Source organism: Mycobacterium sp., from assembly GCF_019243155.1.
Classification (GTDB): domain Bacteria; phylum Actinomycetota; class Actinomycetes; order Mycobacteriales; family Mycobacteriaceae; genus Mycobacterium.
Map to the genome: position 1 here is coordinate 13,878 of NZ_JAFAUS010000186.1, position 13,750 is coordinate 27,627.

The 13,750-nt window shown below is 67.9% G+C and carries 2 protein-coding genes; one reads left to right on the forward strand and one right to left on the reverse strand.

Going from position 1 to position 13,750, the window contains the following annotated elements; genetic code table 11:
* Positions 1 to 17: 17 nt before the first annotated feature.
* Positions 18 to 11,021, forward strand: a complete 11,004-nt coding sequence (locus JOZ00_RS09090) for a type I polyketide synthase (RefSeq protein WP_293342731.1) — start codon at positions 18 to 20, stop codon at positions 11,019 to 11,021.
* A gap of 48 nt (positions 11,022 to 11,069) precedes the next feature.
* Here the strand turns inward: JOZ00_RS09090 and JOZ00_RS09095 are convergent.
* A partial coding sequence (locus JOZ00_RS09095) for an amino acid adenylation domain-containing protein (protein ID WP_293342721.1) occupies positions 11,070 to 13,750 on the reverse strand: 2,681 nt, incomplete at its 5' end.

Here is a 13,750-nt window from a genome sequence, read left to right on the forward strand (position 1 = left end):
CGGCCACCGAGAAACTCATGTCGTCGCACGAACCGGACTGTGCCGAACCAGGTTTCGCGGTCGTTGGGTACGCGGCGCGCTTTCCGGGTGCCGCCGATGCGAACGAGTTCTGGGACGTGTTGCGCCAAGGTCGGGACGCCGTTTCCGAGGTGCCCCAGGACCGGTGGGATGCGGAGGAGTTCTACGACCCCGACCCGGGGGCGCCCGGAAAGATGGTGACCCGGCGGGCCGGCTTCGTCGACGATGTGACGGGCTTCGACGCGTCCTTCTTTGCAGTGTCCGTACGCGAGGCCATGTTGATGGACCCTCAGCATCGGCTCTTGATGGAGACGGCGTGGCGCGCGGTGGAGCACTCGGGGACCGCTCCCTCGGCCCTGACGGGCACCAGAACCGGTGTGTTCGTGGGCCTGTCGACCCACGACTACCTGGGAATGATCTCGGGCGACATGGAATTCGCCGACATCGAGGCATACTTCGCGATCGGGACCGCGGCCGCCGCGGGGGCGGGCCGAATCAGCTATCGAATGGGCTTGCAGGGCCCGGCCGTCACCGTCGACACGGCGTGCAGCTCGTCGTTGGTGGCCGTCCACCAGGCGTGCCAGGCGCTGCTGCTGGGGGAATGCGACCTCGCGCTGGCCGGTGGGGCGAACGTCCTGATCAACCCTGCCACCATGATCACCTTCTCCCAGTCGCGGATGCTCGCGCCCGACGGTCGGTGCAAGACCTTCGACGCAGCCGCCGACGGTTATGTGCGTGGCGAGGGTTGCGGCGTCATCGTCCTGAAGCGGCTCGAGGACGCGATCCGCGACGGTGACCACATCCGGGCGGTGGTCCGGGGCAGCGCGATTAACCAGGATGGCGCCTCGGGTGGTTTGACGGTGCCCAATGGTGTTGCGCAGCAACGTGTTATCGCCGAGGCGCTGGAGCGCGCCGGCCTGGCCGCCGGTGACGTCGGCTACCTGGAGGCGCACGGGACCGGGACGTCGCTAGGCGACCCGATCGAGGTCCAGGCGGCGGGCGCGGCACTCGGCAAGGGGCGCGACCCCGCCCAGCCGCTGCTGATCGGATCCGTGAAGACGAACATCGGGCACCTCGAGGCCGCCGCCGGGATCGCCGGCCTGATCAAGGTCATCCTGTCGCTCGAGCACGAGGAATTGCCGAAGCATCTGAACTTCAAGAACCCGTCGCCCCACATTCCCTGGGACCGGCTCGCGGTCCGGGTCGTCGACGAGGCCACCCCGTGGGAACGCAACGGCAGGCCGCGCATCGCAGGTGTCAGCTCGTTCGGGTTCTCCGGGACCAACGCTCACGTCATCCTCCAGGAAGCTCCCGTCGGGTCGGGCCAACTACAACTCGACGCGACGCCGCCTGCGCCGTTCGACGAGCGCCGCTTCAGCGTGTTGCCGCTGTCGGCTCGCAGCCCCGCGGCGCTGGAACAGATCGCCGACGAATACCGCAACTGGTTGACCGCGCACCCGGATGCCGCTTTGTCCGACGTGTGCTTCACCGCCGGAGTGAGTCGCTCGCATTTCGAGCACCGGGCCGCGTTGGTGGTGAACTCGGGCGAATCCGCGCGCGAACTATTAGGTGCGCTGGTCGACGGTCGCCCGGCGCCGGGTCTGGTGCGCGGGGACTGCGCCGATACGCCGAAGACGGCGTGGCTGTTCCCCGGGCAAGGTAGCCAGTTCGCGGGCATGGCCCGGGAGCTGTACGAGACCGAGCCGGTGTTCGCCGAGACGGTGAACCAGTGCGCTTCAGCGGTCGCCGACGTGCTCGAAAGGCCGTTGCTGGACGTCATTTTCGACGCCGACGGCGAAGACACCCTGCGTCAGACGTCCTACGCCCAGCCCGCCTTATTCGCCATCGAGATGGGCCTGGCCCGGCTCTGGCAGTCGTGGGGCTTCGAACCCGACGTGGTGCTGGGCCACAGCGTCGGGCAGTACACCGCCGCCTGCGTCGCGGGCGTGTTCAGCCTCGAGGACGGCGCGTTGTTGCTCGCCGAGCGCGGCCGGCTCTTCGGCAGCCTGCCCTCGGGCGGGCGGATGGCGGCGATATTCGCCTCCCCCGAGCGGGTGGAGGGTTTCACCGACGAATTCCCGAGCCTGTCGGTGGCCGCCTACAACGGCGCCAATACTGTGCTGTCGGGACCCGCAAATGACCTGGAGCAGGCGGTGGCCACGCTGACCGCCGAGGGTGTCCGGTGTGACTGGCTGGAGACCAGCCATGCCTTCCACTCGGCGCTGCTGGAGCCCGTCCTCGACGAATTCGAGGCGTACGCAAACCGGTTCGAGTTCAGCACGCCGCAGCGGACCCTGGTGTGCAACCGCACCGGCGACGCCATCGGCAGGACCGCGAAGCTGGACGGCTCCTACTGGCGCCGTCATGCGCGCCAGCCGGTCGAGTTCGCCAAAAGCGTTGCCACGCTGGCCGATTTGGACTGCGCGGTGCTGCTGGAGGTCGGCCCGCAGCCGGTGCTCACCGCCGCCGCCATGCGGGCATGGCCCGAGACGGCGACCGCGCCGAAGGCGATCCCGTCGTTGCGCCGCAATTTCGCCGACCACCGTCAGATCACCGAGACCCTCGCGGAGGCGTACGTAGCCGGGCACCTGCCGGACTTCGGCGCTGTCGGCCAAGCACCGGCGCGCAAGCTCGACCTGCCCACCTACCGGTTCCAGCACCGCGAATACTGGTACCGCGACAACCGGGGCGAGCGCCTCCGGGCCGACGCCGAGGGTGCCGCGACAACCGAAGCCGTCCGGCTGCTCGAAGATGGCCAGTTCAATGACCTCGCCGCGCTGCTCGGTCGCCCCACCGGCGATCCACAGACCATCTCCGTGTTGAAACAATTTGCCGCGCAACACAACCAGCAGCGCAAGGCTCGGTCCATCGCGGACGCCCGGTACGAAATCCGTTGGGAGAAGGCGGCCAAGGTTTCGAACGCCGAGGCCGGCGAGGACCCCGCCTGGCTGCTGATCGGCGATGATGCGAACGTCCTTGCCCCACTGATCGAGGCACTCACCGCGCGCGGGCACCGGCAGCTGACCGTCGCGCTGCCGCAATCCGAAGCGGACGAGGAACGACTCGAAGCCACGCTGCACGCCGCGGCTGCCGAACCCAACCTGCGCATTGTGAGCCTCGCGGCCCTCGGCGCCGACAGTGCACCCTCGACGGAATCGCTCGACCGGATACATCACCACGTTCTGAGCGGAACACGTCGGCTATTCCGTTCGGCCGCAAAGGAACTCCCCCGCACTCCGATCTGGCTGCTGACCCGCGGCGCCCAGCGAGTCACCGACACCGACACCGTGTCACCGGCGCAGACCTCCCTGTGGGGATTCGGCCGCAGCGCGGCACTCGAACATCCACAACTGTGGGGCGGGCTGATAGATCTGCCCGAAGGAGGCGCCGAAGAGTGGTCGCAGGTGATCGATCACATGGTGGCCGCACCGAGCGGGGACGATCAGGTCGCGCTGCGCGGTCAGGTCTACGTGCCCCGGCTCACCCGGCGCACCGGCCAGCCGGCCGCCGCACCGTTGGCATTGCGCGATGACGCAACGTATCTCGTCACCGGCGGGCTGGGTGCGATCGGACTGGAGATCGCCGAATACCTGGCCGCGCACGGCGCCCGGCACCTGGTGCTGACGGGACGGCGCTCACCCAGCGATGCCGCGCAACAGCGTATTGCCGCGCTGAGAGAAGAGCACGGCTGCGAAGTGCGGTTCATGGCCGCCGATGTCGCCAACGAGCGCGAGGTCGCCCGCGTCCTGGACAAGGTGCGGACCGAGCTGCCGCCCCTGGCGGGCATCGTGCACGCCGCCGGTGAGATCGGCACCACCCCACTCAACACTCTGGACGACGCCGAAGTGAATCGGGTCTTTTCCGGAAAGGTCTGGGGTGCTTGGTATTTGAGCGAGGCAACCGCGGATCTGCAGCTCGACTTCTTCCTGAGCACTTCCTCGATCTCCGCGGTCTGGGGCAGCTTCGGCCAGACCGCCTACAGCGCGGCCAACGCCTTCCTCGACGGTTTGGCCTGGCGTCAGCGCGAACGAGGCATTGCGGGAATCAGCGTCAACTTCGGTCCGTGGGCGGCGGGCATGGCCGACCAGGACGCCCGCGAGCAACTGGATAAACGCGGGGTCAAGACGTTGTCGCCCACCGACGCGCTGGCCGGGATGGCCGAGCTGTTGGCAGCACCTTCCGGGCCGGGGACGGCGAACGGGGTTGTGGCCAAGATCGACTGGCCCCGCTTCCTGCCGCTCTACCAACTGGCCGGCAGGCGATCGTTCCTGGCGCAGTTGGAGCGCGAGGTGCCGGACTCTGCGCCCGCGGCGACCGCGGCAGGCACCACTCAACTGGTCGAGCAGATCAGCCGCGCTCCGATGCAGCAGCGGAAGAAAATCGTCTTGGAGTACCTGCGTGCTGCCGTAGCGGACGTGACGAAGATCGATGCCGCCGAGATCCGCGAGGAGGCCGGGTTCTTCGACCTCGGCATGGATTCGCTGATGGCGGTGGAACTTCGGCGCCGACTCGAAGGCGCCGTGGGCACGGGCCTGCCGGCCACCCTTGCGATGGACTATCCACGACTCACCGACGCGGCGGACTTCTTGCTCAACGATGTGCTCGGCCTGGGTGAGCAGGCGCCCGCCAGCAAGGCGACCGTGCCGAATTCGCCTGCGACCGTTCGGTCGGACGAGCCGATCGCGATCGTCTCGGTGGCCTGCCGTCTGCCGGGCGCGCCCGATCCGGACGCGTACTGGAAGTTGCTGTCCGAAGGGATCGACGCCATCCGGGAGATTCCGGACGACCGCTGGGACGTCGATGAGTTCTACGACCCGGATCCAGAGACGCCGGGCAAGGTCTACAGCCGCTGTGGTGGATACCTGGAAGGAATCGACGGATTCGATCCGGAGTTCTTCGGCATTTCGCCACGCGAGGCGATGTGGATGGACCCGCAGCAGCGGCTGATGGTGGAACTCGCCTGGGAGGGTCTGGAACGTGCCGGGTACTCCCCGGCGGCGTTGCGGGGCAGCAAGAGTGGCGTGTTCGTCGGCGTGGCCGCCAACGAGTATTCCCACCTGCTGTCCGCCGAGTCGGTCCAGACCATCGAAGCCCACTTCATCACCGGCAACGCCCTCAACGTCATCGCGGGCCGGGTTGCCTTCGCCCTTGGACTCGAAGGACCGGCGGTCGCGGTGGACACCGCGTGCAGTTCGTCGCTGGTGGCCATCCATCAGGCTTGCCAGGCATTGCATTCCGGCGACTGCGATCTGGCGTTGGCCGGCGGCGTGAATGTGCTGTTGAGCCCGGCGTCCAACGTCGCCGCCTCGCGGGCCAGGATGCTGTCCCCCGACGGCCGATGCAAGACCTTCGACGCCTCCGCCGACGGTTATGTACGCAGTGAAGGCTGCGGCATCCTGGTGCTCAAGCGGTTGAGCGATGCGCAGCGCGACGGCGATCGGGTTCGCGCGATCATCCGCGGCACCGGCGTCAACCAGGACGGCGCGTCCAGCGGTTTGACGGTACCCAACGGCGGTGCGCAGCAACGCCTTATCAGCTCCACGCTCACGCGTGCCGGCCTCACCGGCCGGGACGTCGACTACCTCGAGGCGCACGGCACCGGGACGTCACTGGGAGACCCCATCGAGGTGCAGGCCGCCGCGGCCGTCTACGGTGCCGACCGTGATTCGGGCCAGCCGCTGTTGATCGGTTCGGTGAAGACCAACATCGGCCACCTGGAATCGGCCGCGGGTGTCGCCGGCGTCATCAAGGTGGTGCTGTCGCTGCAGCACGAAACCCTGCCGCAGAACCTGCACTTCCAGAAGCCGTCGCCGCACATCCCATGGGATTCGATCGCCGTCCGCGTCGTCGACAAAGCCACTCCGTGGCAGACCAACGGCAAACCCCGACGCGCCGGGATCAGCTCCTTCGGCTTCTCCGGCACGAACGCACACGTCGTGCTCGAAGAGGCGCCGACGCAATCCGTGCCGGCAGAACCGGAGCCGGCCACCGCGCCCGAACAGTTCGGCCTGCTGCCACTGTCCGCGCGATCGCCGGAGGCGCTGGCCTCGATGGCACAGCGGTACGCGGCCTGGCTGGATGCTCACCCCGATACCGACGTCAACGACTTGTGCTTCACCGCAGGCACGGGGCGTTCGCACTTCGAACACCGGGCCGCGCTCGTCGTGGAATCGGCCCAAGAAGCCCGCGAGCTGCTGGCCGGGCTGGCCGAGAACAAGCTCGGGCCGGGCGCGGTGCGGGGCGTATGCGGTGACCCGCCGAAGACGGCATGGTTGTTCACCGGTCAGGGCAGCCAGTACCCGGGCATGGCGCGCGAATTGTTCGACACCGAACCGGTGTTCGCCGAGACCGTGACGCGCTGCGCCGAGGCGATCGACGAGATCGTGACGCGCCCGCTGCTGGAGGTCATGTTCGCTACCGACGGCGACGACGAGGCCGCGGAAACACTGCGGCACACGTCCTTTGCGCAACCGGCACTGTTCGCCGTTGAGATGGGACTGGCCCGTTTGTGGCAGTCGTGGGGCATCGAGCCCGACGTGGTGCTCGGGCACAGCGTGGGCCAGTACGCCGCGGCCTGTGTCGCCGGAGTGTTCAGCCTGGAAGACGGGGCGCGGCTGTTGGCCGAACGCGGCCGGTTGTTCGGCAACCTGCCCGAGGGCGGCCGCATGGTGGCGGTGTTCGCCGACGCCCAGCAGGTGGAGCGCGTCGCCGACGAGTTCCCGCACATTTCGGTCGCTGCCTACAACGGCCCCAACACGGTTCTGTCGGGCCCGGCCGGGGATCTGGACCAGATCGTCAACAAGCTCACCGAGGCCGGACTCCGCTGCACCTGGCTGGAGACTTCGCACGCCTTCCACTCGGAGTTGCTCGAACCCGCGCTCGACGAATTCGAGTCTTATGCAAGGGGATTCGACTTCGCTATCCCGACCCTGCCGCTGGTGTGCAACCGCACCGGCGCGGTCCTGACATCGGAAACCCCACTGGACGCGCAATATTGGCGCCGCCACTCCCGCCAGCCGGTGCAGTTCGCCGAAAGCGTGCGCACGGTGGCGCAGCTGGGCTGCTCGGTGCTGATGGAGATCGGCCCGCAGCCGGTCCTGACCGCGGCGGCGACGCAGGTCTGGCCGGAGTTCTCGACCGCGCCGCGCGCCATCGCGTCGGTGCGCAAGGGCACAGACGCCAGGCGCCAGATCTCCGAAGCCGTGGCCGCCGCTTACGTCGCCGGGCATCGGCCGAAGTTCGCTGCGCTGCAGCACGGATCGCGTGGCAGGCTGGAACTGCCCACGTATCCGTTCCAGCGCCGGCGTTTCTGGCCCAAGTCGTCCGGCATTCGTGTCGACGGCGCCGCGGTGTCCGGAATCCTCGGCGTCGCTCAGGATCTCGCCTCCGGGGACATCGTCTACAGCAGCAAGCTGTCTATCAAGACCCAACCCTGGCTGGCCCACCACGTGATCTACGGCACCGTCGTGGTCCCGGGTGCGACGTACGCCGCCATGGCGCTCGCAGCGGTGCCGTCGCCGGGGCAGGTGCGCGACGTCTTCTTCTACGAGCCGATCATCTTGGGCGAGAAGACTACTCGGGACGTTCAGTTGACTTTGCACCCGGTGGAAGACGGGGAGGGCTGGACGTGGAAGGTGCACAGCCGCCCCTATGGCGACCGTGAGTCCGACTGGTCCATCAACGCCGAGGGCACCGTGGTCTCCGGTGTCGACGACGAAGCGGATCCCTCGGATTCCATCGACGCCCTGACCGAGCGGATGACCCGCACTCGCCCGCAGGAGCTGTTCGACAGCTTTGTCGACAACGAGCTCGCCTGGGGACCGACCTGGTCCACTTCGCTGAAGTCGCTCTGGGTCGGTAGGGGTGACGCGGTCGGCGACATCGCCATCGGCGACGAACTCTCCGAACAGCTCGGGAGCGAGCCGATCCATCCGGTGCTGCTGGACCTGTGCACCGGTATCGCCGGCGCGGTACTCGTTGGCTCTCAACACGAGGATGAGCTCGACGATGACCACGACGACAAGCCGGTGGCGCCGCAAGCCTTCGGTTCAGATCTCTTCCTGCCGTTGCGGTATGGGCGGGTGGTACTGCGTGAGACGATGCCGCGGCGGTTCTACTGCCGTGCGAAGTGGCAATCCGGCGGACCCGACAGCGAGACGCAGATCTTCAATCTCGAGTTCGTGGATCGCGACGGTCTGCAGCTGGGCGGCATCGAAGAGTTCACGGTGAAGCGCGCGCCTCGTGAGGCGTTGCTGCGCGGACTCGGCGGCGATGCGATCCGGCTGCTGTACAGCCTCGGCTGGCACGAGGTGCCGCCACCGGCATCGAGCGACGATGGCGAGGCGACCGAGAACGCCGCCGGAACCTGGTTGGTCGCCGGCTTCGACGAGCTGGCGGCCGAGCTGCCGGGTGGTGTCTCGTTCGACCGCACTTCGGACCCGGAGTTGTTGCAGCAGTTGTTCGTTGATGCTCAGGAGCGCGGCGCGCCGGTCTCCGGCATCGTCTGGCACTGCAATGGGAAACCGAGCACGGCAGAGGCGAGCGCCGAATTCGCCGCGCGGTTGGAGAGCGAAATCGGGACCCTGGTCAGCACCGTGCACAATCTGCTGGCAAACGGGTCGGTGAAACTCCCCCGCGGACTGTGCATCGTCACCGAACGCGCAGTGGCCACCGAGCCCGGCGAGCCGGTTGACCCGGTGCAGGCGGCGTTCTGGGGACTCGGACGCACCATGCTTGCCGAGGAACCTGCCCTGCGTAGCAGGCTGGTGGACTCCGACGGGTCCGAGGATGCGGTCCGCTCCCTGGTCGGTTTGCTCGGCACGCCGGCTGAGGAGCCCGAACTCGCACTGCGGCAAGGAAAATTCCTGGCCTCCCGCCTGATGCCGTGGTCGCGCAGCGGGCACCTCGCGATCCCGCGTGGCACCGACTACGTACTGGCGCCGACGGAGCGCGGCGCGATCGACAACCTGCGCCTGACCGAGCTGGACGTGCAGCCGCCCGACGCGGGCCAGGTGCAGGTCCGGATGGAGGCCGCCGGTCTCAACTTCCGGGATGTGCTCAACGTGCTCGGCCTGTACCCGGGCGATCCGGGACTGATCGGTGGTGACTTCGCCGGCATCGTCACGGAGTTGGGCCCCGACGTGACCGGGCTCGAGGTCGGTCAACGCGTCTTCGGCTCCACGCCAGGCGCTTTCGCCAGCCGGGCCAATGTACCGGCCCACCTGCTGGCGCCGGTGCCCGACGGGTTCAGCCCGGCTGCATTGGCCAGCCTGCCCGCCGCGGCGCTGACTGTCCGACTCTCGTTCGACTGGGCCCGGCTGGGCCCCGGTGACCGGGTGCTCGTGCACGCCGCCAGCGGCGGCGTCGGGCTGGCGGCGATCCAGATGGCGCGCCAGCGTGGTGCGACCGTGTTCGCCACCGCCAGCACCTACAAGCGTGCGACGTTGCGCCGGATGGGTGTGGAGTACGTCTACGACTCGCGCACAACCGATTTCGCGGACCAGATCCTGGCCGACACCAATGGTGAGGGCGTCGACGTGGTGCTCAACAGCCTGACCAGCGAGGGCTTCGTCGAGGCCACCATGCGGGCCACCGCCCAGAACGGTCGCTTCGCGGAGATCGCCAAGCGCGACATCTGGACTCGCGAGCAGATGGCGGAGGCGCGCCCCGACATCGACTACGAGATCATTGCGCTGGACGTCGCCATGATCACCGAACCCGAGCGCATTCGGGGCTTGCTGGGCGAGATAGCCGACGGGTTGGCGAGCGGCGAATGGGAGCCGCTGCCCACCGAGATCTATCCGCTGACGGAGGCCAAGACCGCGTTCCGCCGGATGCAGCAGGCACGGCACATCGGCAAGATTGTGCTGCAGATGCCGAAACCGCTTCAGCCGCGCGGTGATCGGAGCTATCTGATCACCGGTGGCCTCGGCGCGCTGGGCTTGTTCACCGCTGGCCATCTTGCTCAGCTCGGGGCCGGTGACATCGTGTTGACCGGCCGGCGTACGCCCGATGCCGAAACGCAACAGGCGATCGACGCCATCACCGAGCGGTACCGGTGCCGGATCCACACGTTTGCGGCGGACATCGGTGACGAGTCCCAGGCCGCTGAGCTGCTCGCTCGGGTGCGCGCGGAGTTGCCGCCGCTCGCGGGCGTGGCACACCTGGCGGGTGTGCTCGACGACGCGCTGCTGTCACAGCAGACTCCGGAGCGATTCCGGACGACGTTCGCGCCCAAGGCCTTCGGCGCCTACCACTTGCACCAGTTGACGAAGAACGACGATCTGGACTTCTTCGTCCTGTACTCGTCGATGTCCAGCGTGCTGGGTTCACCGGGTCAGGCCAACTACGCGACGGCCAATGCGCTGCTCGACGGGCTCGTCGCGGAGCGCAAGGCCGAAGGCCTGCCCGCGACCAGCATCAACTGGGGTCCGTGGGCCAACGGCGGTATGGCCACATCGCAGGCAGCGCGCGCGAATCTCAGCGCGCAGGGCCTGATTCCGCTAGACCCGGGCGTGGCGCTCAACGCGCTTACCGAAGTCATCGCGCACGGCACCGGACAGGCAACCGTCATCAAGGCCAACTGGCAACGTACGGCGAAGATGCTGGGCGGCGCGCGGCCACCGATTCTCGACCACGTCCTGCCCAGCGCGGTCGCGGCGACGGTCGGCGATCTCGAGTTGCTCCGGCAGCTTCGCGAGGTTCCCGAGGCGCAGCGCGGCAGCTTCCTCACCGGCCACCTGCAGCACGAACTGCAAGGCTTCCTGAGGCTCGCGCAACTGCCGGCCGCGTCCAGTCGCTTCCTGGAGCTGGGCATGGATTCACTGATGGCGGTAGAACTCCGCAACCGGTTGCTCAACCAATTCGGTAGCGCGTTCACGATCACCGCCACCGCGGTGTTCGACTACCCCACGATCGGGTCGCTCGCCGAATACCTGGCCGGTCAGGTACCGGAATTGCTCGAGATGGAGCCCGTGGCCGCGGCGGCGTCGGCGTCGGCGTGACCCGGGCCCGCTAGAGCCCCTGGGGTATCGCCTAGCCGCTGTGGCGCATTAGGCGTCCAGGACTCTTTTGAGTTGCCGGCCGTACAGGCTCAGCGCTTCCGCGGTCACCATGTCGCCGTGTGTGCAATCGACCGCATGCGCTGTGATGTCGCCGGCAATGTAGGGCCGCCAACTCTGCGCAGACGACGAATCCGGACCGGCCTGGTCCCGTGCCGCGGTGAAGAGGACTACATCGCCGTCATAAACACCGGGTACGTGACCTCGATGTAGCGCCCGGTTGTGGTTATGGTTTTGCAGAAGAAAATCCATGAACTGTTTAAATCGATCATGTTCTGCAACACCCCATTTGCGGATCAGTTCTTCGATTTGCTCGAAGGTGAGCGAATCATCTTGTCCCGGAATGTTTTTCCGATACACCCGCAGGACTTCGTCCTGGATGTCCTTCTCGACCAGATCACGACCGGCCAGGTCGTCACCGCCGTCGGTGCCGCCCTGTGGGTCCAGCAGGATGAGGCGCGGGATCACGCATCCGCGTCGCCGGAGCTCGATGGCCAGTTCATGGGCGACGATGCCGCCGAAGGACCAGCCGAGCAGGTTGTACGGACCGTCGGGATACATCGCCTGGATCCTGTCCGCGTAGTTGACGGCCATCTCGCGAACGGATCGAGGTTCGGCCTCGCCGGCCTGCAGGGTTTGTTGGATTCCGATGATCGGTGACTCGACGTAGCTGCCAAGAGCCTGGTACGGCCAGCTCAGCCCCCCGCCGGGATGGACGCAGAACAACGGAACACCCGTGCCCTCCTTGAGGATCTCAACCGGGACCACTTCCGTGTCGCTGCCGTCCCTGCCGAGCTGCTCGCTCAAGCTGCTGACAGAGGGCGCGTGGAACAGGGTGCGCACGGCAAGGTGGCTGCCGAAGGCCGCGTTGATCGCGGCGATCAGGCGCATCGCCGACAGGGAATCCCCGCCGAGGTCGAAGAAGGAGTCGTCGACGCCCACCCGTTCGAGCCCCAGCACCTCGGCGTAGATACCGGCCACGGTCTCCTCGACGGCATTGGCCGGGGCCCGGTATTCGCAAGCCGAGTACTCCGGCGCCGGCAAGGCACGCTTGTCGAGCTTCCCGTTGACGGTCAACGGCAACGCGTCGAGCACCACCACCGCCGCCGGCACCATGTAAGCCGGAAGACGTTGCGCCAGAACGGCACGCGCCCCGGCCGGGTCGGCGGTTCCGGTGACATACCCCACCAGGCGCTTGTCACCGGGGCGGTCTTCGCGGGCGATCACCACCGCGGCCTGCACCCCGTCCAGTCCGGCCAGCGCCGCCTGCACGTCGCCGAGCTCGATGCGATAGCCGCGGATCTTGACCTGCTCGTCAGCGCGCCCCAAATACTGCAGCTGCCCATCCGCGCCCCAGCGCACGACATCGCCGGTGCGGTACATCCGCGCACCCGAGCCGCCGAACGGGCAGGCGACGAACCGCGATGCGGTCAGCCCCGCCCGCCGCCAATAACCGCCGGCCACCCCGCCACCGGCCGCGTACAACTCACCGACCACGCCGTGGGGCACTTGTCGCAGCCTGCGATCCAGCACGAACAACGCCGTCCCCGGGACCGGTGAACCGATCGGCACCACACCCGAACCCGCGGTCAACGGCGCGCTGGCCGCCGCGTAGATGGTGGCCTCCGTCGGGCCGTAGGCGTCGATCATCACCCGCCCCGGCGCCCACCGGTCCACCAGATCCGGCGGGCAAGGCTCCCCGACCACCACCACCGCCGTCGACTCCAGCCCGTCCCGCGGCAGCGTCGCCAGCGCCGACGGGGTCTGGGTCAGCACGCTGACCTTTTCGGCGATCAGCAAGGCGTGCAGGTCATCCGATGAGGCCGCCACCGACTCCGGCACCACCACCAGCCGCCTGCCCCACAGCAGCGCACCGAAGATCTCCCAGACCGAGATGTCGAAGGACAGGGAGTGCCATTGCGACCACACCCCCGCCGGCGGCAGCCCGGCATCGAATGTCGCCAACAGTTGGGCGACGTTGTGGTGAGTCACCGCAACGCCTTTGGGGACTCCGGTGGTGCCCGACGTGTACATCAGGTAGGCGATATCGGATGGGACCGGCACCGGGAGCGGGGTGCTGGGCTGGTCGTCGATGCGGGGGTCGTTGACATCGACGACCAGCGGCCTGTGGCCATCCAGCCGCCCCGCCAGATCGGCGGTTGTGATCGCGGCGATCGGCTCGGCGTCGGCGAGCACCAATTCGACCCGCGCCGACGGCAGCGCCGGGTCGATCGGCAGGTAAGCCGCCCCGACCTTCAACACCGCCAGAATTGCCACGACCGCCTCGGTGGATCGCGAAAATAGCAGCGCCACACGCTCTCCCGGCCCCGCGCCGTGGCCGGCCAACAGGTGCGCCAGCCGGTTCGCCGCCTCATCCAACTCGCGGTACGTCACTGACCGGCCGCCGCAGCTGACAGCCACAGCCTCCGGGGTGCGGGCAACCTGCGCGGCGAACAACTCTGGAATCGACGCCGGCGCGGCGGCGGGCCCGGTCAACACAGCCCGCTTGCCGAGCTCATCCAGCAGCGCCTCTTCAGCGTCATCGAGCAGACCGAGCGACGACAACGCCTGTGTGGGATCGGCGGTCATGGCCACTACGACCCGACGTAACCGCTCGATCAACGTCTCGATGCTGCTCGCATCGAACACGTCGGTGCGGAATTCCACCTCCC